This is a genomic window from Sulfurimonas lithotrophica (genome assembly GCF_009258225.1).
Taxonomy (GTDB): Bacteria; Campylobacterota; Campylobacteria; order Campylobacterales; family Sulfurimonadaceae; genus Sulfurimonas; species Sulfurimonas lithotrophica.
The window spans coordinates 1,906,954-1,930,993 of sequence record NZ_CP043617.1 but is presented as its reverse complement, the minus strand read 5'-3'; the positions used below and the strand labels follow the sequence as shown (position 1 = coordinate 1,930,993).

Sequence of the window (24,040 nt, the reverse complement as noted above, 5' to 3'; positions counted from 1 at the left end):
AGGAATTTTTATGGGGCTTTGCTCCATGAAAAGGAGACAGTAATGGAACAAGAAAAACTACATGCTACTAACCATTATTTATATTACCCTGATGAAAAGAACGTACCTCCATATTTGGCATACGGATTTCGTCCGATATTTTTAGTTTTTGCACCGTATGTACTTATAAGTATGGTTTTGTGGGGTCTTGTTTGGAGCGGTGCTATAAACATACCTTTTATGAACGATACCCTTACTTGGCATATATATGAGATGCTTTTTGGTCTTATTACTGCGGGTACGCTTGCTTTTTTGGCAACGGGTCTGCCAGAGTTGTTTCCTGGTTTAATCCCTTTAATAGGAAAAAAACTAAAATATATCGTTATTTTATGGGTTTTGGGACGGATTAGTTTTTGGTTTATAGATATCACGGGAATCTATTTAACCGCTGTTTTAAACTTAGGAATGCTTGGATGGATTATTTGGTTTGCACGTCATGCAGTTTTAGACAGACTTCAACGTCATGCATCTATAGGTTATGCATCTTTGGCTTTGTTTTTTATAGAAGTTTGGTTTTTTGCTTCAAAACTAGGCTTTGTAAATACTGACTCATTTGCTATTTTAAAAATAGCTACGGGTGCAATAGTAGTTCTCATTTTACTGGCACTTCGTCGTGTAAATATGGAAGCGATAAATGAGTTGATGGAAGATAAGGGGATTGATGATGTATTTTTATCCCGTCCGCCTAAGACCAATTTAGCGATATTTAGCGTTATAGTTTTTACAATAGTTGAATTTTTATATCCAAACAACTCTGCTCTTGGCTGGATAGGTTTGGCAAGCGGTGCAGCAATACTTGGTATTACGAGCGAGTATAAGCTGGAGGAAAAATTTATACTAAATCAGCCTTATGTGATTTACTTAGGATTTATTTATATTTTGTTGGCACTGGGATATTTTTTAATGGGTTGGGATATTTTAAATCCGAATATTGATGCACTAAACCATTTTAGGCACTTTATAACTGCAGGTGGAATAGGTCTTTCTTATGTTGTAATTATGTTGATTATCACTTGGATACATACGGGTCGTCATTTAACGTCAAATATCTATACGCATCTAATGGTAGCATTAATAATAATCGCTACCTTTATGAGAGGGCTTGTACCTTTTTACGAAGAGTATGCAAGCGAGTTGTATTTGTATTCAAGTATTATATGGAGTATTCCTTTTGCTATCTATATAAAAGAGTTTTTTAAATTTTTATTAGCACCTCGTGCCGATGGAATAAAAGGTTAGTTATTAAAAACAATTATCATTTTTTAGCTTGCTTTAATATGATATTCATTATCATTATGCAAACTATTTAAAGAAATTAGATGAAAACACTATTTGATTGTAAAAAAGCGTGCAAAGTAAAAGTTAAAAAACTAAATGCACAACCTGATTTAAAACAAAGATTTATCTCTTTTGGAATAATGAAAGATGCAGAGTTGGAAGTTCTTCAACATACTGCCAGAAAAAGTACCGTTGAGATAAAAGTCGGTTCGATGCAAATAGCTTTGCGTTCAAATGAAGCAAAGCTTATAGAGGTGGAAAAAATATGATAGAGCAGGCTAAAGTTTGTCCCGTTACGGCTAAACACATAAAAGTAGCACTTGTAGGACAACCAAACGTCGGTAAGAGTATGCTTATCAACTCAGTATCAAATGCCCACCTTCACGTAGGGAACTTTACGGGTGTAACGGTTGAGAAAACAGAAGTTCTTTTTGATTACAAAGATTACCATTTTACTATTGTTGATTTACCGGGGACATATGCACTAAACGATTATACGATTGAAGAGAGGGTTACTCACGGTTATTTGACTTCAAATGATTATGATTTGATTATAAACGTAGTAGATTCGACAAATTTGGCTAAAAACCTGCAACTTACGAGTGAGCTTTTAACTCTGGGTAAAAAAGTCGTAATAGCGCTTAATATGAGTGATGAAGCCGAAAAAGAAGGTATAGAGATAGATGCTTCTTATATGAGCGAACTCCTAGGTGTGGAGTGTATAAAAACATCGGCTCAAACAAAACTCGGAATAAAAGAGCTTTTAGAATCGTTAATACAAAACTATGAAAAAGAGTATTCAAACTCTAAACTTATTTTCTCAGAAGCGGTTGAAGAAGAGATATCAAATATATCCTCATATTTACAAAAACACAAATATGAAGCTGAAAATACATATAGAAACATAGCGATTAACCTTTTAAAAAATGATAAATTGACATATGCAAAACTACATGACGAACCATTATGGACTGAACTTCAACCCGTTTTGGTAGAAGCTTCAAAACACGTAGAGTTACATCACCTAAACGATGATATAAAAGAGGTTTTCGCAGAGGAGTATGCAGCATTTAACAAAGGTGTGGTTGCCGAAGTTTTAAAAGAAAAAACAAAACTGCAAGAACGTACTTTAACAGAGAAAATAGATGATGTTTTAATTCATCCGCTTGCAGGTATCCCTATATTTTTATTTCTAATGTGGTCGCTTTTTCAGCTTACTTTTGAGATAGGCTCAATCCCGATGGATTGGATAGATGCATTTTTTGGCTGGGCAGGAGATACGATAGGTGCTACTATTTCAAACGATGATGTTCGCTCACTAATAGTAGATGGTATTATCGCAGGTGTAGGAGCGGTTGTTCTTTTTGTTCCCAATATTGTTATTTTGTTTATCGGAATCGCACTTTTAGAATCAACGGGCTATATGTCAAGAGTTGCATTTTTGCTAGATGGATTTTTTCACAAATTTGGTATGCATGGGCAGAGTTTTATCCCTCTTGTAACAGGTTTTGGATGTTCTATACCTGCATATATGAGTGCAAGAATACTTAAAAACGACCGTGACAGACTTCTTACTCTTTTTGTTATAGGATTTATGTCATGCGGTGCAAGGCTTCCCGTATATGTACTTTTTGCAGGTGCTTTTTTCTCTGAAGAGATGGCTGGAAATGTACTCTTTGCTATATATGTAGGCGGTGCGATGATTGGTTTAATAGCTGCAAAAATATTAAAACTTACAGCATTTAAAGGTGTGGATGAACCTTTTGTTATGGAGATGCCAAAATATCGTCTGCCATCGCTAAAACTTGTATGGCATACGGTTGTTACTAAAACATGGATGTATCTTAAAAAAGCGGGTACTTTTATTGCGGCTGCATCTATGCTGATATGGTTTTTGAGTAATTATCCGAAAAATTTAGAAGTACAAGAGAGCTATGAAGCTAAAATAGAGTTAGCAAAAACGGATGAGCAAAAAATCGCTTTTGAAAATACTCTGGCTGAAGAGCTTTTGGAAAAAAGTTATTTAGGGCAAATCGGAAAGTTTACAGAACCTATATTTGCTCCTCTTGGATTTGACTGGAAGATGAACGTAGCACTTCAAACGGGACTTGCCGCAAAAGAGGTAGTCGTATCTACGCTTGGTGTTTTGTACTCGCTGGGTAATGAGGTTGATGAGGAAAATGCATCTTTGAAAAATATTATAAAAAATGAGATGAGTTTTGCATCAGCCATGGCATTTATAGTCGTTGTTATGGTTTATCTGCCTTGTTTGGCAGCTTCGATTGTTTTTACTCGTGAAGCAGGACATATTAAATATTTCTTTTACCTTTTAGGCTTTACGTCAATTGTAGCCTATTTGCTTGGATTTATTACATACAATATAACTCTTTTACTTTAAAGTAGATTTTTTATAGATATAATATTGTGTTAACTTCATGTTAAAAACAAAAGGATAAAATTTTCTCATGAAAAAAATATTAATGATAGAAGATGATTTAGAATTAGCCGAGATTTTAACAGAATATCTTGAGCAGTTTGAGTTTGAAGTAGTAACCGAAGATGATCCTTTTAAGGCTGTAAGCATACTAAAGTTAGAGCCTTTTGATTTAGTTATATTAGACTTGACTTTACCGGGTATGGACGGTCTTGAAGTATGTGAGTCTATACGTGAGCGTCAAGATATCCCTATAATAATCTCAAGTGCAAGAAGCGATGTTACAGATAAAGTAAAAGCACTTGAACTCGGAGCTGACGATTATATGCCAAAACCATATGATCCTCGTGAACTAGAAGCACGCATCCAGTCGGTTCTGCGTAGATATGCTGCAAAAGTTGAGGCAAAAGAGGAATCAAAATCTGATTTTAAATGTGACAAATCGTCAATGACTATTACATATAAAAACAGAAATATAGAGCTTACAAATGCGGAATTTGGAATACTATCATACATGATAAGCAAACAAGGTCTGGTTGTATCTCGTGAAGATTTAATCCATAACGTAAATGCCATAAATGAAGACTCGTCAAACAAAAGCATCGACGTAATGGTAGGTCGTATTAGAAATAAACTAGGCGATAAAACTCTGATTGAATCTGTTCGTGGTGTCGGATACAAACTTTTAAAGTAGATGATTAACCGTCACGGAGTCTTAATAACCGTACTATTTGCACTAATAGTATCTTCAATAAGTGTAAGTGCGGTTTTTTGGGAATTTTATAAGTTAAATAAAAGTCAATATATAGACCATATATTTACAAAGCACGCAATAATCACTCAAATATACACCCAGCATCAACAAAAAAAGACATCCAGCGTAATGTTAGAAGCTAATCTTGCCGTGTATAAACTTAATATCGTAGATACTGATAATATAAATACAATAGCTAATAAAGGAAAGTTTTTAAAGCAGGAAAGCTCAAAAAGCGTGGATAATCAGTTAATGATGAATTCAAGAGGTTTTTATACGCAAAAAATAATCAGCGATATCCGTACATCAATGTTCTCATACAAAAATAAAATTTACTTTTTTGTCCAAACTCCAAACGGTTCAATTCTTATTGAAGACGAAGAGTTAAAACCGTACAAGTATTTTAATCTTTTATATACCTATACTACTGTTTTGCTAATTATTTTTATATCGTTTTTTCTGATTTTACAAAAGCTTCGCCCACTTATTAGATTGCGTCGCAAAATAGCAGTTTACGGTGATGGGGATATGAATATAAGCTTTAAGATGCGAGGAAGTGATGAAATAGCATCTATAGCAAACGAACTTGAAGCTACAAAAGATAAAATCAATAATATTATGGATTCTCGTACACTCTTCTTAAGAAACATAATGCATGAACTTAAAACGCCTATAGCAAAAGGGACAATTGCTACACAGATGCTTGATACAGATAAGCAAAAAGATAGATTTAGTTCAATATTCGGTCGTTTGGAATCTTTGGTAAATGAGTTTGCACTGATTGAAGAAGTAACAAGTCTCGGTGATAAAACAGAGTTTAAAGAATACAGAATTATAGATATAATAGACGGTGCTATTGACATGGCTATGGCAGAAAGAGACAGTGTAGATGTAGATATAGACTCCAGTGTAAAAATAGAGGTAAACTACAGACTATATACTACGGCAATAAAAAATATGATAGATAACGGTATAAAATACTCTCCGGATGCAAAAGTAAAAATCAGAATGATAGGGAATGAACTCTCTTTTGAGAGCAAGGGGGAATGTTTAAAACATCCTTTAAAATATTATATTGAACCCTTTACAAAAGAGAACCCTTCTAAAAATAGTTTTGGACTTGGTTTATATCTTGTAGATTCTATTCTAAAAGCGCATAATAGGGTTTTAGCTCATGAATATGAAAACGGTATGAATAGATTTATATTTGCATAAGAGTAAATGTGTAAACTAATGCAATGAGAAATTTAGCAAATTTAAGAAAGCGTGTCAAATTTATAGTATTTGTCGTTTTCCCACTTTCCTTTTTTGCTTTTGGATGGTTTAGTCATTCGGTATATTATCCGATGTTTAACGGTTCATCCGTACTTGATGAAATAAAAAGAAATAAAATTTTAAAAGTTGTTTTGCTTAATGCCCCGAGTACTTACTATATAGGTGCAAACGGTCCACAAGGTTTTGAATATGACCTTTTAAAAGATTATGCAAAGCATTTGGGAGTTAAGCTCAAAATTACTCCTGCAAATACTACGAAAGAAGCTATAGAGTTAAGCAAAGATAATAACTATCATATAATATCTGCCGCTTTGGCAAAAACACCAAAAAGGGTAAAAAAATTTAATTTTGGACCCTCTTATTTTGAGGTTCAAGAACAGGTAATTTGTAACAGAAATATGTTAAGAGCCGGTAAGTTCCCGCGTGCCGTAGAGGACTTGGAAGGTTTGCATGTAAGTGTGGGTGAAGACACAAGCTATAGTGAAACCATAAGGGACCTTCAAGAAGACGGGTTTGATATAAATGCCAGTTTTACTTCAGAATATTCAACCGAAGAGTTACTTGAACAGGTCGCTAACAATACTATAGATTGTACACTTGCAGATTCAAATATATATTCATTAAACCAAAGATACTTTACAGAAATAGCGATGGCATTTACAATCAGTGGACGTGAACAGCTGGCATGGGTTTTAACGCCTGATTCTAAAGATTTAGAATCAGATATGTATTCATGGTTAAATTCGTATAATCAAAGCGGAAAGATGGCAGAGTTAAAAGACCATTATTACTCCCATATTTTATATTTTGATTATTATGACACCAAAATGTTTTATAAAAGGATAAAATCCAGACTTCCAAAATATGAAAAGTATTTTAAAATAGCTTCCGATAAATATGATATACCATGGAGTTTAATAGCGGCACAATCATATCAAGAATCTCATTGGAATCCAAAAGCCAAGAGTTTTACAGGTGTGCGAGGACTTATGATGCTCACACGCTCAACTGCAAAACACGTAGGCGTAAGAAACAGACTAGATCCAAAACAAAGTATATTAGGCGGTACTAAACATTTAAAAAAGATGATTGAAAGTGTCCCTTCAGGTGTTGAAGGTGAAAACCGTTTAAAATATGCATTAGCCGCTTATAATATAGGGATGGGTCATGTAAAAGATGCACAGGTTTTAGCTACAAAATTCGGTTTAGATAAAAATGTATGGAGTGATTTAAAAACCGTATTGCCTCTTTTATCTCAAAAACGCTATTACAGGTCTTTAAAATATGGATATGCCAGAGGAAGCGAGCCTGTAAGATATGTAGAATCAATTTATGATTACAGAGATATTTTGGAAAATTCAACTAATGAAAAAGAAGTAGAAATCGATAAAGTTGGTGTAGTTACAAAAACCGATGAGTTAAATAATTCTAAAGTAAAAGAGAAAGTAGAATAAATAAAATTTATATTCAGTTGCTAAAAAGCGTATAAGTGTATAATTCAAAAAGATAAAAAATAAGGATATGGGATGAAAGTAAATAAATTTAACTTACTGGCCGTGGGGATGCTGGTTTTGAGTAGTACGGCTTATGCTGATTTAAAAAACGACAAGATAACATTAAAACCTAATATGACTTTACAATACAATACTAAGCAAAAGAGTGTTGATTCTCTTAGTGATATGTTTAGCGAAGGTGAATTTTTTGGAAGATTCAGGGTAAATACTTTTAAGTGGGATTGGTCTAAAAGTGTTGCAGGAAGAGACAATAAAGCTTTAGGCGTCGGCGGTAGTATTGTATATAGATCTGCAAAATTAAATGGTTTAAGTACTACAGTTGGTTTATATACGTCACAAAATCCTTCATTTTATAGAATGGATTTAGATAAAATAGATAGTGTTAAAGCAGGTAAAGATACTTTCAGCCGTGCCGATACGCAAGCTACGGGAAATTTTGGTATGAGTGTGCTTGGACAAGCCTATTTGCAATATGATATATCAAAGATATCTCTAAAGGTAGGACGTCAACTTTTTGAATCGGTTTTTACAAAATCAAACGATACCAAGATGATACCTAATACGTTTGACGGTGTAAGTGCTACGATCAAGGAACTTCCTCAAACAACTATACAATTAGGGTATTTTACCGCTCAAAAACTTCGTGACCATACAACTTCTCATGATGTTATAGCCGTAAACGGTTGGATTGAAAATGATGATTCCGCCATAAACAAAAGTTTAACGACAGCTTTAATCGGAAACGATAATGAACTGCTTATAGCTAGTTTTACAAATAAATCTATCAAAAACTTAAAAGCAAATGTTAGTATGGCGAGTGTCCCTGACGTGTTGCATAACATAACTTTGGAAGCCCATTACACGATTCCTGTCGGTGGTAACTGGAAAGTAGTACCGGGTATAAGATATATGATGCAGATAGACGGTTTAGATGCAAATGTAGCGGTTGCAAGTTTAAAGGGTGATACAAGCGGATATAAAGATATAAACGATTTGGACTCAAGTTTAGTAGCGGCACGTGTAGATGTTAAAGATAATGCCTTTTTGTTTAGACTGGGTTACTCGGAAATATCAGATAAAGCAGATATCATAGCCCCATGGCGTGGCTTTCCAACAGGTGGATTTACCCGTGCTATGGCACAGTATAACTGGTATGCAAATACCAAGACATATATGGCTAGAGTTGGATACAATTTTGATAAAGCAGGTATATTGGAAGGATTTAATATATTTGCTCGTTATGCAGTTCAAGACTTTGACGATAAAAAAGATGCCGTGCAGGCTGACAGCGATATACTACATATAGATGCTATGCAAAATATAGGGAAAAATCTTCAGGCTAAAGTTAGAGTTGGTTTAGTAAGAGCGGACGATAAGATATTAAAATCTGATTTGACATATAAAACAGACGTATCGTATAATGAATATCGTTTTGAATTAAACTACTTCTTTTAATAACTAAAAGAACTCTTTTTAAAGAGTTTCTTTTGTTTCACCGATTTCACTTAAAAAAGTTTCCATATCGTATTTTACACGATATTCAGGTGTCATAATATGTATAAGTATATCACCTAAATCTATAACAACCCAGTCTCCGCTTTCATCTACGTTATTTATATGCTCGTCCGGTTTTAAATCTTTTTTTAGATGATCCAGTAATGCCAATGTATGGCGACTTCCTAGTGATGAAGCTATGATCGCAGTATCTACAATATACTCTTTATCGCTTAAGTCAAAAACTTCAATAGCTTCAGCTTTATTTTTATCTAAAATTTCTGTTATTTTTTTTATTCTGTCTTTCAATGTATGCTCTCTTACTTTTCTTTTTTTCTAATTTCAGTAGATGAAATGTTTTCATTTACATCTAAAGTTATATATTTTTTTGGAATCTCTATATTATCTCTTTTTGCTACTATAAACGTAACAAGTTTTTTAAGTTCGTCGTAGTCTTGCCATTTATGAAGTGATTCAAGATTATCGGCACCGATTATAAGATATATTTTATCGTACATTTTAAGCAGATGCTTTACGGTTATAATTGAAGGGACTTTTTGTTTTTGTAAAACTTCAAAGTCCGATATTTCAACTTTATCGTAACTATCAAACATCTCTTTTACCATCTTAAGTCTTTGTTTGGGAGTTGAATGAGATTTTGATTTAAAAGGGTTTAGATAGGTCGGCATAATTACCACTTTATCAATTTCTTTTAAATTTTGTGCTGCTTCAACAATAGCCTTGTGTCCGGTATGCGGAGGGTCAAATGATCCGCCAAAAAGTGCAATCGATTCCATGTTTAAACGCAATTATAGCTAAGTTTTGATAAAATTGGCGAATTTATTTTAATCAGGAAAATATAATGGCATTAAAAATAGCAATTAATGGTTTTGGAAGAATTGGTCGTTGTGTTGCAAGAATTGCGGCAAAAAGAGACGATGTTGAAATAGTGGCTATCAACGATATGGCTAGTATGGATATGATGTTGTATTTGCTAAAAAACGATTCTGTTCACGGCAGTGCTACTAGTGAAATTGAACAAGTTAACGAAAATACAATATCTATTGACGGACAAGATATTCGTATATTTAGCGACCGCGATCCTAAAAACCTAGACTTTGCATCTTGCGGTGCCGATATGGTACTAGAGTGTACGGGTGTGTTTTTGACTCAAGAGAGTGCTCAAGTACACATTGATAACGGTGTTGAAAAAGTTCTTTTCTCGGCTCCTGCAAAAGACAAAGAAACAGCTACTTTTGTTATGGGTGTAAATGAAGATTTATACGATGGACAAAAAATCGTATCAAATGCTTCTTGTACTACAAACTGTCTTGGTCCCGTTGCAAAAGTACTTGACGATGCATTCGGAATTGAAAAAGGTCTTATGACTACTATTCACTCATATACGAATGATCAAAATATCCTTGATGTGAAACACTCAAAAGACAAACGTCGTGCACGTGCCGGTGCAATAAATATGATTCCGACTACAACAGGTGCTGCTAAAGCTATCGGTTTAGTTCTTCCGCAACTTCAAGGTAAATTACACGGTCAAAGTGTTCGTGTACCTACTCCTGATGTTTCAATGGTTGACTTAAACGTCATAGTTAGTAAAAAAACTACAAAAGAGGAAGTAACGGCAGCATTTAACAAAGCGGCTGAAACTAACTTAAAAGGTCTATTGTTTATGGATAAAGAGATGCGTGTATCTCAAGACTTTGTAGGTTGTGAGTACAGTTCAATCGTTGCAGAGGACTTAACTCAGGTCATAGACGGTGATATGGTAAAAGTTATGGCTTGGTACGATAACGAGTGGGGTTATTCAATGCGTTTAATAGACATGGCTATCCATATTTCTAAGTAAGGGTGAGAATTGGAACTACTAAGTATTAAAGAGTTAGATTTAGCAAGTAAAAAAGTATTTATTAGATGTGATTTTAACGTGCCTATGGATGAGTACTCAAATATCTCCGACGATAGACGTATCCGTTCTGCTTTAGCTACGGTTAACTACTGTTTAGATCAAGATTGTGCCGTTATTTTAGCTTCGCATCTGGGTCGTCCAAAAGGCGAAGTGAATGAAAAATATTCTTTAGCACCTGTTGCACGCAGATTGGGACAGCTTTTAAAAAGAAATGTAATTATGGCTAAAGACGTCGTAGGCGATGATGCTATCTCAAAAGCAAATGAGTTGAAAAACGGAGAAGTTTTACTTTTGGAAAATCTTCGTTTTGAACCGGGCGAGACAAATAACGATGAGGAATTGTCAAAAAAACTGGCATCTATGGCAGAATATTACATAAATGATGCGTTCGGCGTATCACATCGTGCCCACTCTTCGGTTGAGGGGATTACCAAGCTTTACGATAACAAGCATAAAGCATCAGGCTTTTTATTATCAAAAGAGATTAAGTTTTTTGGAAAACTTATAAATCAGCCTGTTCGCCCTTTTGCTGCTATTGTTGGTGGAAGTAAAGTTTCGGGAAAACTAGAAGCACTTATAAACCTTCTACCAAAAGTGGATAAAATATTTATCGGCGGCGGTATGGCATTTACATTTTTAAAACAAATGGGTTACGATATCGGTTCATCTCTTGTAGAAGACAATTTACTAGAAGATGCACAACATATCATGGATGAAGCTAAAAAGCTTGGTGTTAAGTTTTATCTCCCAATTGACGTAATTGCGGCTGAAAAATTTTCTGAAGATGCAGTAAGTAAAATCGTTACATCACAAGAGATTCCTAGTGAGTGGATGGGACTCGATATTGGTCCTGCTACGGTTAGACTTTACCGTGAAGCATTAAATGATGTTCAAACCGTACTGTGGAATGGACCAATGGGTGTGTATGAGATGGAAAAATATGCACGCGGTTCAAACAAGATAGCTCATTTTGTTGCAGATTCTTACGCGACTACCGTTGTAGGCGGAGGAGATACTGCAGATTTAGTTCAAAGAGTCGGTCTTGATGAAGAGATGACTTTTATCTCAACAGGCGGCGGAGCTTCTTTAGAGTTGCTTGAAGGAAAAACACTTCCTGGTGTAGCACCGCTTATAAAGGAGTAGTATGGTTATTGCATCTAACTTAAAAACAAATCTTACTCGTGAAAAGACTATATCTTACCTGATGGATGTAGAAAATTTTTTAGATGAGATTAAGTCGAATCAAGATGTTTACGTATTTCCTGCGCAAAGCTCTTTAAATCCGCATCACGGTAAAGTAACGCAAGGTGCTCAGAATGCATATGCGACTAAAAACGGTGCATTTACCGGAGAAATTGGGCTTGAACAACTTGAAGAGTTTGATGTTAAAACTATTTTAATAGGTCATTCGGAGAGACGCCATATATTAGGAGAAACCCAAGAAGCAATAGCACAAAAGTTTAACTTTTATAAGACACAAGGTTTTAAAATAGTTTATTGTGTGGGTGAACCACTAGAAGTTAGAGAAGAGGGTGAAGATGTTATGATGAAATATCTTGAACTTCAATATGAAGGGATAGATCTTGATTATGAAAATTTAATCATAGCGTATGAACCGGTATGGGCAATAGGTACAGGAAAAACACCGACTTTAGAAGATATTTCTAAAATTCATTTAAAATTAAAAGAAAAATCATCTGCTCCGCTTTTATACGGTGGCAGTGTAAAAGTTGATACTGCTTTGGATATTTTAAAATGTGACGGTGTGGACGGTGTTTTAGTGGGTAGCGGTGCTTTGAAAGTTGAAAACTTTTGTAAAATGATACAGTTCGCAGATGAACTAAAAAATAACTAAATAAGGATTCATAGATGATAATGAAGGGTAAGAAAGGTTTAATCGTAGGTCTAGCAAATAATAAGTCAATAGCTTACGGAATAGCACAAGCTTGTGCAGCTCAAGGTGCTGAAATGGCATTTACTTTTTTAAATGATGCTCTTAAAAAAAGAGTTGAACCTATAGCAGAAGAATTTGGAAGCTCAAATGTATATGAACTAGACGTGTCAAACGAAGAGCATATGTTGAGTATTGCGGATAAAATTAAAGCCGATATGGGTGAAATAGACTTTGTTGTGCATTCTGTAGCATTTGCTCCAAAAGAAGCTTTGAGCGAAGATTTTATGAAAACTACTAAATCTGCTTTTAATATAGCTATGGAGATATCTGTATATTCTCTAATAGATTTAACTAATCGTTTAGAAAGCGTTTTAAGTAAAAATGCTTCTATATTAACTCTTTCATATCTTGGCGGACCTCAATATATTGCTAACTATAATGTAATGGGTGTAGCAAAAGCTGCACTTGAATCTACGGTTAGATATATGGCGGTTGAACTTGGACGTAAAGGTCAAAGGGTAAATGCTATAAGTGCAGGTCCTATTAAAACATTGGCAGCTGCAGGAATAGGTGATTTTAAACAAATACTTAACTGGAATGAAATTAATGCACCGCTTAAGAAAAATGTAACTATTGAAGAAGTTGGAAATTCGGCAATGTATCTTCTAAGTGATTTAGCTTCAGGTGTCACGGGTGAAGTTCATTATGTTGATAGCGGTTATAATATTATGGGTATGGCTGCGGTAGAAAAAACTGAATCAGGAAAAACTGTCCTTTGTTGGGATGAAAAATAATTAAACTTCTTTTAACTTCTTTATGAATCATATAGTTGATTAATTTTTAATCAACTATATGATTAAAATAATCTATTTTCGTATTATAATTTTCTAATCACAAACAAAGGAAGAAAATGAAATTAATTAAGATGAGTTTAGCGGCAGCACTATTAGCTGGTTCAAGTGCGTTTGCTATTGAAAATACAAAAGTAAGCGGAGATGCAAAATTATTTTACTCTACCGATGATGCTCAGCATGTTACGGCTAGCGGTATTAAAGATTCAATGTTTGACCAAGATACGTCTATGGGTGAAGCTTCTTTAAATCTAACTCTAAGTACGGATTTAACTGATAAAATAAAAGCAAGTGCTACTTTTAATGCTATTAGTACTTTAGGTCTTTACAATAACCTAGTAGCTGCTACATGGACAGGTGGGATTCAAGATAACTACTTCTTCAGCGAAGCTTGGTTAGCTGCTACTGAAGGAAAAACTACATTTAAAGCAGGTCGTATGTTATTAGATACTCCACTTGTATTTAGTGAAACTTGGTCTGTAGTTCCAAATAGTTTTGAAGCAGCGGTTGTAATGAATCAAGACTTACCGGATACAACGTTAGTTGGTGCATATGTTGGTCAGCATAACTCGGCAGCTACGGTTGCAGGTGTCGGTAACAAGACTATGGATATAGATGTTGACGGTGACACTGTAGGTGATGATGCAAGAAGTAATATTTTTGAAAGTTTTTATAACGGTGCGTATGCATTTGGTGTAGTAAATAATTCATGGAAGCCTTTAACGGCTCAAGCATGGTATTACAGTGCTCACGATGCAGTTACCGCTTATTGGTTACAAGCTGATTTAGAATGTCAACTTGTAGAAGGTATAAGCTATGGTTTACAATTCACTGAAACTGATTATGATAAAGTATTATTAGGCTCAGCACAAGACAGTTCAAACGATGCATTTGCTGTTAAAGTAGCTTATGAGATGAAAGATACTTTTGCAGTGTCTGTGGCATACTCACAAACGGGTAAAGATAGTAAAAACGGAGCAGGTGCAGGTGCAAACCTTGCTACTGGTGCTCAGTCTAAATTATATACAGAAGCTTGGTGGTACTATGGTAAAATCACTCAGAACGACACAACGGCTTATAATTTAACCGTAACTGCTCCTGTTGGCGGTTTTGACTTAGGTGTATATGCTACTAGTGCAACAGCTAAAAACGGTATAGCTGTAGGTAAGGATGATGACTTTTTAGAAGTTACTTTAGAAGTTGCAAAATCATTTGGTGATTTAGATGCCGGTGTATATTACATCTATACTGATTCAGATTCCGATAATGTTGATGCTATTACAGGTAAAGGTAAAGACTACGGTACAGCTCAAGTTTATTTGACATATAACTTCTAACTCGTCTTAGATATTATGCCGCCTCATGCCAGCATGGGGCGCAAAGTTTTTTTCATTCGATTTATCCCATCCGCATCCTGTTTTAAAGAGTAATCTTTTCCGTGGATGGGTTAAATATCTTCAAATTTGCTATAATTCTCTCATGTCAAATATACTAACTAAAATCTTCTATATTTTTATTATGTTGATACTTATCTCTATAATATCTTTTTTGGCAATTCATGCAGCACCAAACTCTTTTTTAAGTGCAGGTGAATTAAATCCCAATATGACAAAAGAGGCAATTGCAGCTTTAAAAGCTATATATGGTCTTGATAAGCCTTTGATTGAACAATATAAAGACTGGGTTATAAATATATTTTCTTTAAACTTCGGTATCAGTTTTGTAAGCGGACAAGAGGTAAGCATAGAGATACTAAAACGTTTACCTATCACTTTAATAATGAACATAACGGCTTTAATTGCCGTTTTTATCATCTCACTATATCTTGGAATAAAATCGGCTTTGAATTATGAAAAAAGGAGTGATTATATTATTCGCCAAATCTCATTAGTCTCTTTTTCAATGCCTAGTTTTTACTTGGCACTCTTATTTATAATATTTTTTTCTCTACAACTGGATTGGTTTCCGATAGCAGGACTTCATTCTATTGAAGCTAAAAGCGGAGTTTCTTATTATACCGATATGGCATGGCATCTGGTATTACCGGTAAGTGTAATGATATTTGTCGGTCTTGGCAGTATGATAATATACATACGCTCATTAACTTTGGAGATATTAAAGAGTGATTATTATTATTTTGCACTCTCTAGGGGACTAAACAAGAATCATCTCCTTCGTTATTACATTTTTCCAAATTTATTACCGCCGATTATTACACTACTTGGTCTTTCTCTTCCTGGACTTATAGGCGGTAGTGTAATCTTAGAATCAATCTTTGGAATCGAAGGAATGGGACAACTGTTTTTTATGTCGGCATTAAGTCGTGATTACCCTATTATTATGGGGATACTGATTATAACAGCTTTTTTGACTTTGCTTGGGAACATGGTTGCAGATTTAATTCTATTAAAATTAAATCCATATATTAGTAGAAACTAAACACGATTTTAGCTTAAAGAAAACTTTTAAATTATATTAGTTAAAAATAAAAATAGATATTATATTTTAATTCGGATAAAATTACTCCGAATTAAAAATTAGAGCATAATGTGCTCTTACCAAAGGATAAAAAATGAAAAAAATTGTTTTAGCGACAGCTTTATTATTAGGTAGCCTTCAAGCAGATAATATCGTACACTACGATACCAAAGAAGCAAAGACTTCAAGTATTTCTAAACCTAACTATCCAAATAACGATATTCATACAAAATAAGGTTATAACCTGTTTTAGGGGTCTTAACAGACCTCTAAAAGGAATTTAGTTTCTCTTTCATTAATATTATGAGAACAGTGCCTCTAGTGCATCTACACCATCTTTCTTTTCTTCTGCTTCTATTGCTTCGGCAGATTCATCAGTTGTAGCTCCATCAATTTCGTTAAGTTCGATATCCATCCCTGTTAGCATCGAAGCAAGACGAATATTTATACCGCTTTTACCGATTGCTTTTGATTTTTGATCAGCTGGAAGAGATACGATAGCTTTTTCGGCTTTTCCATCTTCATCTTTAACTATTTCCACGCTAGATATAATAGCAGGGCTCATAACACGGCTTAAAAATAACTCAGGTATAGACGTATATTCTATACAGTCGATATTCTCGCCTTGAAGTTCGGCACTAACGGCATTTATACGAACACCTTTTACCCCAACCGTAGAACCTACGGCATCTACTTGCGGGTGAGTTGAAATAAGTGCTACTTTTGCACGTTGTCCCGGAATACGAGCAGATTTTTCAATTATAACCGCACCGTCTTTTATCTCAGGCACCTCTAACGTTAAAAGTTCTTCTAAAAATTTAGGGCTTGTACGTGAGAGTTCAATACTTATTCCATCGTATTTATCCATATTTACACGTCGAACAACCGCTTTTAAGTGATCCCCAACTTCAAAGCTTTCACCTTTTATACGACTCTTCATCGGAAGCACGGCACGAATTTCATCAACTTCTATAAATGTAGAATTTTGAGAATCTACACTTGTTACACGACCGCTTACAAGTGTACCTACTTTAGATTTATATTTGTTATATACGTCGTCTTCTACTGCACGCTGAACATGATACTCTATTTCACGGTGAAGTTGTGAAGCACCTGTACGGCCATACTCTTCTAAGTCATGCGGAACTTGAAGCTGATCATCGAGTTCTACTTGATCGTCATAATCTCTAGCTTCAGAAATTGCCATCAGTGTAGGTGCTATCTCTTCATCATTTAATCTTTCGTCATCATCTGCAACAACCGTGATTATTTGAACCAAATCTATAGTTTTTGTATCTTCGTTTATGGTCGCTTCATATGCAAAATTTTTATCTATAACACGTTTTGCAGTTTGAATAAATGCAGTTTTTAATGCTTCTTTTACTTTTTGGGGAGTTAAACCTTTTTCATGTGCAATAGCATCTACAATATCTAATATTTTTTCCACAGTATAGTCCTTAATTTAGGTCGTTCATAAAAAACAATGATAAAAATTTTGGGATTTCTTATGAAGTTCGCAATTATATCAAAAAAGTGTTAAAAATCATCTTTAATAGGTTTTTTAACACTTTTTTACTATAATGCAAGCAATATAAAGAATCATAAGGATATAGATATGGATTTAAAATTTGCAAGAACAGAGTTAGATGCAAAACCTAAAAAAGCAGATATAAAAAAAATAGAAGAGAGTGTAGAAAAAAACGGTAGTGTAATTTTTTATTTTGACAGAGAAAATTCTCATAAAGATTTGCTTGAACTTCAAGATTATTTTGAAGAAAAAGGTAAAGGTTTTTATATGAATGAAGTTAAATTCGGTTTATCAGATAACGAATATATGTACCAAGTTCATATTATAGACTAAGAGAGTATTAATTGAGTAAAAAGGTATTTATTGAGACTTTAGGTTGCGCTATGAATGAGCGTGATACCGAACATATGTTGGCAGAGTTAAATGAAAAAGAAAATTTTTCACAAACAGGTGACTTTAAAGAAGCAGATTTAATTCTTATTAATACCTGTTCGGTTAGAGAAAAACCGGTCTCAAAGCTTTTTTCGGAACTCGGCATTTTTAACAAAAAGAAAAAAGAAAATGCTAAGATAGGTGTATGCGGTTGTACGGCATCTCACTTGGGAAAAGATATTATTAAACGTGCACCTTATGTAGATTTTGTCCTAGGGGCTAGAAATGTAAGTAAGATAACAGAAGTTTTACATAAGCCAAAAGCAGTAGAAGTCGATATAAATTATGATGAGAGCGAATTTGCTTTTAAAGATTTTAGAACATCCCTTTATAAAGCCTATATAAATATCTCTATTGGTTGTGATAAACAGTGTACATACTGTATCGTTCCTAAAACACGCGGTGAAGAGATTAGTATCCCTTTAAACCTGATTGTTGATGAGGCAAACCGTGCAGTTAACAGTGGAGCAAAAGAGATATTTTTACTTGGTCAAAATGTAAATAACTACGGTCGCCGTTTTAGCGGTAAACATGACAAAGTCAACTTTACTAATCTTTTACAGGAACTCTCAAAAATAGAAGGATTAAAACGTATCCGTTTTACATCTCCGCATCCGTTTCATATGGATGATGAGTTTATTGAAGAGTTTGCAAAAAATCCAAAAATATGTAAATCTATGCATATGCCGCTTCAAAGCGGAAGTACAAAAGTACTAAAAGATATGAAACGCGGTTACTCTAAAGAGTGGTTTCTAAACCGTGTAGAAAAACTTCGTTCAATGGTACCTGATGTCAGCATCTCCACCGATATAATCGTGGCATTTCCGGGTGAGAGCGATGAAGATTTTAACGATACTATAGATGTTATGGATAAAGTAAAGTTTGATCAGATATTTTCTTTTAAATATTCAGCCCGTCCGGAAACGGAAGCTGAGCATTTTACAAATGTAGTTAATCCTGAGATCGCTTCACAGAGGCTTACATTTTTACAAGACTTATATACCAAGCATCTGGATGAAAAGATGGCTTCTAAGCTTGGAAATATTTATGAAGTATATTTTGAAGATTTAAATGCCGATGGTTATGTAAGCGGTAGAAGTGATAATAATCTGGTAATAAAAGCTAAAGGAAGTGAAGAACTTTTAGGTAAATTTAGAAAGGTTAAAGTTACTTCAATAGGTAGGAGTATTTTAAGCGGTGAAATTGTTAACTAAGCAACAAAAAAGGTCACTTGCCCTTTTAATTATACCGTTTATCGGATCTTTAATAATAAGGTTTTTATATTTTACCAATAAAAAAAAGTTTCATGCACCTGATACTCTTACGGATGAGAGTTTTATTATGGCATGTTGGCACGGGGAGTTGTTGATGATTCCGTATGCTTATCTGCGTTATAAAGAAATACCGAGTGTCAAACTTTTTATATCTGAACATTTTGACGGTGAACTAATAGCAAAGACACTCGGTTTTTTTGGTTTTGGGACGATTCGAGGTTCTACAACACGCGGTGGTGCAAAAGCTTTAATCCAAGCTATAAAAGAGATAAAGAGCGGTTCCGACATAGGAATTACACCAGATGGTCCAAAAGGTCCTAGACATCAAGTACATGATGGTATAATAGCAATAGCACAAAAAACCAAGAAAAAAATAGTACTTGTTGAAATTAAACCGAGTAAGTATTGGCAATTAAAATCTTGGGATAAGTTTATAGTTCCAAAACCTTTTGGAGAGTTAAACTATTTTATATCTGAGCCGATAGATGTAAGCGAGTTAGAATTTGAAGAGGCAAGAAAACTTATAAAAGAAGGATTACTAAGTCATGAACACTAAGCTTGTAATAATTTTATTTTCATTGTTTACAGTGTTGTTTATGGCTTTATATTTTTATTTTAATCCTTCATATCAAAAATCACTACAAGCTAAGTATTACTATGAAATGGGTGATTATGACGAAGCTTATGCAGATGCTAAAGAAGCTTTTGAATTAGATTTGTACAATCGTATGGCAGCTACTATTATGGCACAGTCTAAAACATCATTAAAGTATGTAAATTATATCAAAGACGCAAAAGAGTATATGAAGCAGATTGATGAGATTGTTAGTAAAGATGATATCAAAGAAGCCGATAAAGCTAAAATCAGACTAATATGTGAGATTATGAACAGTGCATATGTTAAGCTTGCCCCAAGTGTCATCACAGATAAAGAACTAGTAGAAAACGCAGCATATTATCATGCCGGATTTGAGCAGTTACTTGAAAAAGTTAATAGATAAAAAACGCAAAGATTTCTGTGAATATTTGGAAAATATTCGCGGTTATTCCGATCTTAGTATTAAAACTTATAATGATGCAATAAGAGAAGCATTGTCGTATATAGAAATTTTAGAAGAAAACGGTGAAATTATCTTTGACTTGATGCCCTTCAGATTAAAAATATCAGAATTAAATTCAAAAACAATATCAAAAAAATTATCGGCTATACGTTCATTTAGCGAGTATCTAAATGAAAAAGGAATGAAAATTGTTTTAAAATCAGACAGTAGTGTTAAAGTTGCAAAAACTTTACCAAAGCCTATCTCTCACAAACACATAGTTGAGGCACTTTCTTTTGCTGATGAACAAGAGAGTTTGGTAGTAAGTCTTCTTTACACCTTAGGTCTTCGTATATCTGAGCTAGAAAAATTAAAACTAGAAGATATAAGCGAGGGTTGGGTAAGAGTGTTGGGTAAAGGTTCTAAGCAAAGGGATATACCTATTTTGAAAAATATAAAAGACGATATTGATTCTTATATACAAAATAATAATCCTAAAGTGTTTCTTTTTGAGAAAAATGATGAAGCTTTAAGCCAAAACTCACTAAGATATATTATTGCTAAAGTTTTTAAAAGGATAAATTTGAAGGTAAGCCCGCATCAGTTGCGCCATTCTTATGCTACGGAATTATTAAATGCCAATGCTCCTATAGCTGATGTAAGTGAACTTCTAGGTCATTCATCTATGGCAACTACTCAGATTTATACAAAATTAGGTTCGGCTCTTAAAAAACAAAACTATAATAATTCACATCCTCTTTGCGGAGTAAATAGTGCTGAGTAAATTCAAAACTTATCTTTATAATAATATATATATAAATATAGTGCAAAGCTCCAAAGATACTTGTATTTACGTAGAGGAGATAGATTATAAAGGTCTAAGCAATAATTATGAAGAGATATTTAATACTTCAAATAAAAGTGAAATATATGAATATATAAAAACTTTCATAAGTCGTTCTCCCATAAATTATGTATCTATTTTAGACCCATCACTCACCCAAGGTGCAGCTCCTACCTGTTCGCATCATGAAATAAAAAAGTATTGTACTTTAGAAGAATTTGAACAAATATGTGTAGATGATAAATGGTCTTATTATACATCGAAATTAGATTTATTGGATATTCAGGGAAGATATAAAAAAACAGGCTTAGATTTTATTTTTTCGCCGTTTCATATGCTTCATAAATTTTTTGCCGATAAAACAAAAGGTGAAATATCACTCTTTATTTTGGTAAATGAAGACTATATGGCATTAAGTGTGTTTGAGAGTTCAAAACTTTTATTTGCATCTTTGTTGGATATGCAAAAAGATGATGATTCCAATGATGAACTTATAATGGATGTTGATGATGATGAAGAACTGATACTAGATGATATAAAAAATAATAGTGTCGATTTAGAAGATATAGATGTTGACGATATAGAAGGTTTGGATGAAATAGATGAATTGGATGATTTAGAAACATTTGACGATATGGATGACTTTGATGCTTCGGATGAACATGAGGAACATCTGTCAATGAGTGATAAGCAAATGGAAGACTCTGTAGAGCAAAATAGTTTTGGCGAAGATTATCATAGGTTTTCACTTATCCAAAGTGCCGTTAATACTTTTTATAAAGATTCAAAGTTTGAGAGTAAGTTTATACAAAGTGTTTATGTAGCCGATGGAATCGGTCTCAGTAATGAATTTAAAAAGTTTTTGGAAGAAGAGATGTTTTTAAGTGTATTTATCAGAAAAATGGATATAGCACAGGAATTAAGTGAACTTGCCAAGGCGGAGAAGAAATGAGATATTCTTATATAAAACCTCGTAAAAAATCTTTGCTGACGGCTGAGATGAAACTTTTGTTTGCATTTTTTTCCATTAGTCTTTTTATGCTTTTAGGTACATATATTTTTCTTCTATATAAAGATATGAAATTTTTAGAAGATAAGCAAAATATTGCTATGGAAAAAACAAATCTGCAAAAAAACATCAAAGATATGGAATCAAAAATAGCTTATATCGAACAGCAAAATATAACATCCGCAAAAATATTTACACAAAATTCTGTTTTAAAAGACTCTATTAAAAACCTGTTTGATCTAGTACCGCAAAGAATAACGCTTTCACAAGCTAAGCTTTTAAAAAACGGTTTAGTTCTTTACGGTATTACACCAAATAAGGATGTATATAACTTTATGCTTCATGCACCTTTGCGTTCAATATTTCATGAAACATATAGTAGTTTTTATCCGACTGAAGGCGGTTGGCTTAGATTTGTTTCAACAAACTATATGAATGAAGATGAGTTAAGTGAATCTAGTGTAGAATCGGATTCGGAGAAAAAAGATGAATAATATCTCGAGACAGAGTATATATATTTTAATATTATCGATAATACTTTTAGTATTTGTTTTATTATTTTCTTTTTTAGCTTTGATACCTGAGGGGAAAAAGTATAGAATACAACGGGTTCAGCTTGGTAAAGAGTACAGAGATTTAAAAAGATATCAAGATTTTGAAGCACAAACTTTTGAAGAACTAAAAATACTGCAGGCTGATAACAGACATATAATAACGGCATTTGATACAGTCTTTGATCAAGACAGGTTTATAAAGAAATATAAAGCATTATTTAACACGCTTGAATTAACAAAAGCTCAAAATTTAGAAAAAGAAGACGGTTTCAGCGTATATAACGTTAAAACAAGTTCAAAAATAAGCTCGCCTGCAACATTTTATAAGTTTTTGGATGAGGTAAATAAAAGTGATTGGATTGTAGCGGTTAATTTTCCAATAGACTTTAAGCGTGAAGGGGAGGTTATAAACTCATCTTTTCAGATGAAAGTTTATTCTAACTCTAAAGATTCAAATACTTCTAAGTGATTATAGAAATAAGCTCTTAGTTTTGGCTCTATTTTAAGTTTTCTCATTCTTTCTTTAAACTCTTTTGACATTTTTGTATCTTTATCTATATATGGTGCTATAAATATATACTCTTTGTGAAAATTAACTACAAATTTTCTTCCGACTACTAAAGTATTATTTGTCTTTAAAAGCTCTCTCTCATTCGCACTTAACATATAGTTTTGTGATTTTAAATACTTATCAATTGCATATATATCTGAGCGCTTGTTTTTTGTAGATATAAAATAGGCAAAATCATTTTTTACATTTAAATCGGTTTCTATAATAAGTGCATCTATATCGGCATCTATATATTCAAAACTTTTTTTGATTCCATCTAGATGCTCTGAAATTAAAGGATTTGTATATCCATGTCTGAAACTGTTTCTTGTATAACTCTCATCGAAGTTACTTTTGTCCTCAAAATATTTAATCTTATTATTTTTTAGATACTCTAAAAGCTCACTTTTGTCTAAATGCAAAAGTGGACGGATAAGCTTATAGTTTTTCTTATTTTGAACACTCTTCATGCCACTTAGTTCTGCACAGCCTGCACCCTTGCAAAACTGCATAAGCATCCACTCAAATCTATCGCCTAAATGATGAGCCGTAAGAAGATTGTCATAGCCATTATCTTGTATCAGACTCTCAAAAAAATCGTAACGAATCTTCCTTGCAGATGCTTCAAAGTTCGTATCTATTTTTTCAGCTTTGTGAATAAAACATTTAATATTATATTTATCTGCAAGCTCTTTAGCATAAGCTACTTCATCTTTACTTTGTACTCTTAAGCCGTAATCTACGATAGCTATATCAAACTTTATATTTGCATCTAAAAGTAAACAAAGAAGTGCGCTTGAGTCAACTCCTGCGGAAAATGCTAAAAGGTTTTTAGAGGATTTTAGATGTTCTAAAACGTCACTTTTTAGCATTA

Annotated in this window: 26 protein-coding genes; 22 read left to right on the top strand and 4 right to left on the bottom strand. The window is 33.6% G+C overall.

Annotated features, from left to right (window positions below; all coding sequences use genetic code 11):
- Window positions 1–42: 42 nt before the first annotated feature.
- The 7 genes from FJR48_RS09675 to FJR48_RS09645 all read left to right on the top strand — a co-directional run bounded on the left by FJR48_RS09675 (window position 43) and on the right by FJR48_RS09645 (window position 8,749).
- Window positions 43–1,278: an NnrS family protein gene (locus FJR48_RS09675; RefSeq protein ID WP_152307925.1), complete on the top strand. Its 1,236-nt coding sequence runs from the start codon at window positions 43–45 to the stop codon at window positions 1,276–1,278.
- A gap of 80 nt (window positions 1,279–1,358) precedes the next feature.
- Window positions 1,359–1,586, top strand: a complete 228-nt coding sequence (locus FJR48_RS09670) for a FeoA family protein (RefSeq protein WP_152307924.1) — start codon at window positions 1,359–1,361, stop codon at window positions 1,584–1,586.
- Entirely contained in the window at window positions 1,583–3,715 is a 2,133-nt protein-coding gene (gene feoB, locus FJR48_RS09665) for a ferrous iron transport protein B (RefSeq protein WP_152307923.1), read from the top strand. The genes FJR48_RS09670 and feoB overlap by 4 nt, the downstream gene beginning before the upstream one ends.
- Before the next feature lie 67 nt (window positions 3,716–3,782).
- Entirely contained in the window at window positions 3,783–4,445 is a 663-nt protein-coding gene (locus FJR48_RS09660) for a response regulator transcription factor (protein ID WP_152307922.1), read from the top strand.
- The gene (locus tag FJR48_RS09655; RefSeq protein WP_241856059.1) at window positions 4,446–5,720 is read left to right on the top strand and encodes an ArsS family sensor histidine kinase; all 1,275 of its coding nucleotides are present in this window, start codon (window positions 4,446–4,448) and stop codon (window positions 5,718–5,720) included.
- A gap of 23 nt (window positions 5,721–5,743) precedes the next feature.
- Window positions 5,744–7,234 carry a membrane-bound lytic murein transglycosylase MltF gene (gene mltF, locus FJR48_RS09650; protein WP_152307921.1) on the top strand — a complete coding sequence of 497 codons (1,491 nt, stop codon included), beginning with the start codon at window positions 5,744–5,746 and terminating at the stop codon, window positions 7,232–7,234.
- A gap of 72 nt (window positions 7,235–7,306) precedes the next feature.
- Window positions 7,307–8,749, top strand: coding sequence for an OprD family outer membrane porin (locus FJR48_RS09645; RefSeq protein ID WP_152307920.1), 1,443 nt, complete (start codon window positions 7,307–7,309; stop codon window positions 8,747–8,749).
- A gap of 18 nt (window positions 8,750–8,767) precedes the next feature.
- Here FJR48_RS09645 and rsfS read toward each other — a convergent pair whose 3' ends face one another.
- Window positions 8,768–9,097 (bottom strand): ribosome silencing factor, encoded by a 330-nt coding sequence (gene rsfS, locus FJR48_RS12355; RefSeq protein ID WP_152307919.1) that lies wholly within the window; start codon window positions 9,095–9,097, stop codon window positions 8,768–8,770.
- Between the two features lie 11 nt (window positions 9,098–9,108).
- Window positions 9,109–9,585 (bottom strand): nicotinate (nicotinamide) nucleotide adenylyltransferase, encoded by a 477-nt coding sequence (gene nadD, locus FJR48_RS12350; RefSeq protein WP_152307918.1) that lies wholly within the window; start codon window positions 9,583–9,585, stop codon window positions 9,109–9,111.
- 65 nt (window positions 9,586–9,650) lie between these two features.
- Between nadD and gap the strand changes: the two genes are divergently transcribed.
- From gap to FJR48_RS12195, 7 genes are all read left to right on the top strand, one after another.
- The gene (gene gap, locus FJR48_RS09630) at window positions 9,651–10,652 is read left to right on the top strand and encodes a type I glyceraldehyde-3-phosphate dehydrogenase (protein ID WP_152307917.1); all 1,002 of its coding nucleotides are present in this window, start codon (window positions 9,651–9,653) and stop codon (window positions 10,650–10,652) included.
- Between the two features lie 9 nt (window positions 10,653–10,661).
- On the top strand, window positions 10,662–11,855 hold the full coding sequence (locus FJR48_RS09625) for a phosphoglycerate kinase (protein WP_152307916.1): 1,194 nt from the start codon (window positions 10,662–10,664) through the stop codon (window positions 11,853–11,855).
- 1 nt (window position 11,856) lies between these two features.
- The gene (locus FJR48_RS09620; protein WP_152307915.1) at window positions 11,857–12,567 is read left to right on the top strand and encodes a triose-phosphate isomerase; all 711 of its coding nucleotides are present in this window, start codon (window positions 11,857–11,859) and stop codon (window positions 12,565–12,567) included.
- 14 nt (window positions 12,568–12,581) lie between these two features.
- A complete protein-coding gene (gene fabI / locus FJR48_RS09615; protein ID WP_152307914.1) occupies window positions 12,582–13,400 on the top strand; it encodes an enoyl-ACP reductase FabI in 819 nt (272 codons plus the stop codon).
- Between the two features lie 116 nt (window positions 13,401–13,516).
- Window positions 13,517–14,794, top strand: a complete 1,278-nt coding sequence (locus FJR48_RS09610; RefSeq protein ID WP_152307913.1) for an OprD family outer membrane porin — start codon at window positions 13,517–13,519, stop codon at window positions 14,792–14,794.
- Window positions 14,795–14,936: 142 nt separating this feature from the next.
- Complete coding sequence (locus FJR48_RS09605; protein WP_152307912.1) at window positions 14,937–15,896, top strand: ABC transporter permease; 960 nt, start codon at window positions 14,937–14,939, stop codon at window positions 15,894–15,896.
- A gap of 133 nt (window positions 15,897–16,029) precedes the next feature.
- Window positions 16,030–16,170 carry a hypothetical protein gene (locus FJR48_RS12195; RefSeq protein WP_188108573.1) on the top strand — a complete coding sequence of 47 codons (141 nt, stop codon included), beginning with the start codon at window positions 16,030–16,032 and terminating at the stop codon, window positions 16,168–16,170.
- A 66-nt stretch (window positions 16,171–16,236) separates the two neighbouring features.
- Here the strand turns inward: FJR48_RS12195 and nusA are convergent, their stop codons facing one another.
- Window positions 16,237–17,382, bottom strand: coding sequence for a transcription termination factor NusA (nusA, locus tag FJR48_RS09600; protein ID WP_152307911.1), 1,146 nt, complete (start codon window positions 17,380–17,382; stop codon window positions 16,237–16,239).
- Window positions 17,383–17,550: 168 nt separating this feature from the next.
- On the opposite strand from nusA, the gene FJR48_RS09595 reads away from it, so the two are divergent.
- From FJR48_RS09595 to FJR48_RS09560, 8 genes are read left to right on the top strand one after another with little or no spacing between them, the layout of a single operon-like run.
- Window positions 17,551–17,796, top strand: a complete 246-nt coding sequence (locus tag FJR48_RS09595) for an HP0268 family nuclease (protein WP_152307910.1) — start codon at window positions 17,551–17,553, stop codon at window positions 17,794–17,796.
- 11 nt (window positions 17,797–17,807) lie between these two features.
- Window positions 17,808–19,109, top strand: a complete 1,302-nt coding sequence (gene miaB, locus FJR48_RS09590; RefSeq protein ID WP_152307909.1) for a tRNA (N6-isopentenyl adenosine(37)-C2)-methylthiotransferase MiaB — start codon at window positions 17,808–17,810, stop codon at window positions 19,107–19,109.
- Window positions 19,093–19,725 carry a lysophospholipid acyltransferase family protein gene (locus FJR48_RS09585; RefSeq protein WP_241856057.1) on the top strand — a complete coding sequence of 211 codons (633 nt, stop codon included), beginning with the start codon at window positions 19,093–19,095 and terminating at the stop codon, window positions 19,723–19,725. Before miaB ends, FJR48_RS09585 begins: the two co-directional genes overlap by 17 nt.
- The gene (locus FJR48_RS09580) at window positions 19,715–20,170 is read left to right on the top strand and encodes a hypothetical protein (RefSeq protein ID WP_241856056.1); all 456 of its coding nucleotides are present in this window, start codon (window positions 19,715–19,717) and stop codon (window positions 20,168–20,170) included. The genes FJR48_RS09585 and FJR48_RS09580 overlap by 11 nt, the downstream gene beginning before the upstream one ends.
- Window positions 20,151–20,993: a tyrosine-type recombinase/integrase gene (locus FJR48_RS09575; protein ID WP_152307908.1), complete on the top strand. Its 843-nt coding sequence runs from the start codon at window positions 20,151–20,153 to the stop codon at window positions 20,991–20,993. Before FJR48_RS09580 ends, FJR48_RS09575 begins: the two co-directional genes overlap by 20 nt.
- Window positions 20,983–22,005, top strand: a complete 1,023-nt coding sequence (locus FJR48_RS09570; RefSeq protein ID WP_152307907.1) for a hypothetical protein — start codon at window positions 20,983–20,985, stop codon at window positions 22,003–22,005. The genes FJR48_RS09575 and FJR48_RS09570 overlap by 11 nt, the downstream gene beginning before the upstream one ends.
- Window positions 22,002–22,556, top strand: a complete 555-nt coding sequence (locus FJR48_RS09565) for a hypothetical protein (RefSeq protein WP_152307906.1) — start codon at window positions 22,002–22,004, stop codon at window positions 22,554–22,556. The genes FJR48_RS09570 and FJR48_RS09565 overlap by 4 nt, the downstream gene beginning before the upstream one ends.
- A complete protein-coding gene (locus FJR48_RS09560) occupies window positions 22,549–23,085 on the top strand; it encodes a hypothetical protein (RefSeq protein WP_152307905.1) in 537 nt (178 codons plus the stop codon). Before FJR48_RS09565 ends, FJR48_RS09560 begins: the two co-directional genes overlap by 8 nt.
- On the opposite strand, the gene tilS is transcribed toward FJR48_RS09560, so the two are convergent.
- Window positions 23,049–24,038, bottom strand: coding sequence for a tRNA lysidine(34) synthetase TilS (gene tilS, locus FJR48_RS09555; RefSeq protein WP_152307904.1), 990 nt, complete (start codon window positions 24,036–24,038; stop codon window positions 23,049–23,051). The two genes, FJR48_RS09560 and tilS, sit on opposite strands and share 37 nt — an antisense overlap.
- Window positions 24,039–24,040: the final 2 nt, after the last annotated feature.

Excerpts from the sequence above, each read along its gene's own strand:
- FJR48_RS09675 (WP_152307925.1), top strand. The coding sequence starts at position 43 with ATGGAACAAGAAAAACTACATGCTACTAACCATTATTTATATTACCCT.
- FJR48_RS09670 (WP_152307924.1), top strand. The coding sequence starts at position 1,359 with ATGAAAACACTATTTGATTGTAAAAAAGCGTGCAAAGTAAAAGTTAAA.
- feoB (WP_152307923.1), top strand. The coding sequence starts at position 1,583 with ATGATAGAGCAGGCTAAAGTTTGTCCCGTTACGGCTAAACACATAAAA.
- FJR48_RS09660 (WP_152307922.1), top strand. The coding sequence starts at position 3,783 with ATGAAAAAAATATTAATGATAGAAGATGATTTAGAATTAGCCGAGATT.
- FJR48_RS09655 (WP_241856059.1), top strand. The coding sequence starts at position 4,446 with ATGATTAACCGTCACGGAGTCTTAATAACCGTACTATTTGCACTAATA.
- mltF (WP_152307921.1), top strand. The coding sequence starts at position 5,744 with ATGAGAAATTTAGCAAATTTAAGAAAGCGTGTCAAATTTATAGTATTT.
- FJR48_RS09645 (WP_152307920.1), top strand. The coding sequence starts at position 7,307 with ATGAAAGTAAATAAATTTAACTTACTGGCCGTGGGGATGCTGGTTTTG.
- nadD (WP_152307918.1), bottom strand. The coding sequence starts at position 9,585 with ATGGAATCGATTGCACTTTTTGGCGGATCATTTGACCCTCCGCATACC.
- gap (WP_152307917.1), top strand. The coding sequence starts at position 9,651 with ATGGCATTAAAAATAGCAATTAATGGTTTTGGAAGAATTGGTCGTTGT.
- FJR48_RS09620 (WP_152307915.1), top strand. The coding sequence starts at position 11,857 with ATGGTTATTGCATCTAACTTAAAAACAAATCTTACTCGTGAAAAGACT.
- fabI (WP_152307914.1), top strand. The coding sequence starts at position 12,582 with ATGATAATGAAGGGTAAGAAAGGTTTAATCGTAGGTCTAGCAAATAAT.
- FJR48_RS09610 (WP_152307913.1), top strand. The coding sequence starts at position 13,517 with ATGAAATTAATTAAGATGAGTTTAGCGGCAGCACTATTAGCTGGTTCA.
- FJR48_RS09605 (WP_152307912.1), top strand. The coding sequence starts at position 14,937 with ATGTCAAATATACTAACTAAAATCTTCTATATTTTTATTATGTTGATA.
- FJR48_RS12195 (WP_188108573.1), top strand. The coding sequence starts at position 16,030 with ATGAAAAAAATTGTTTTAGCGACAGCTTTATTATTAGGTAGCCTTCAA.
- FJR48_RS09595 (WP_152307910.1), top strand. The coding sequence starts at position 17,551 with ATGGATTTAAAATTTGCAAGAACAGAGTTAGATGCAAAACCTAAAAAA.
- FJR48_RS09580 (WP_241856056.1), top strand. The coding sequence starts at position 19,715 with ATGAACACTAAGCTTGTAATAATTTTATTTTCATTGTTTACAGTGTTG.
- FJR48_RS09565 (WP_152307906.1), top strand. The coding sequence starts at position 22,002 with ATGAGATATTCTTATATAAAACCTCGTAAAAAATCTTTGCTGACGGCT.
- FJR48_RS09560 (WP_152307905.1), top strand. The coding sequence starts at position 22,549 with ATGAATAATATCTCGAGACAGAGTATATATATTTTAATATTATCGATA.
- tilS (WP_152307904.1), bottom strand. The coding sequence starts at position 24,038 with ATGCTAAAAAGTGACGTTTTAGAACATCTAAAATCCTCTAAAAACCTT.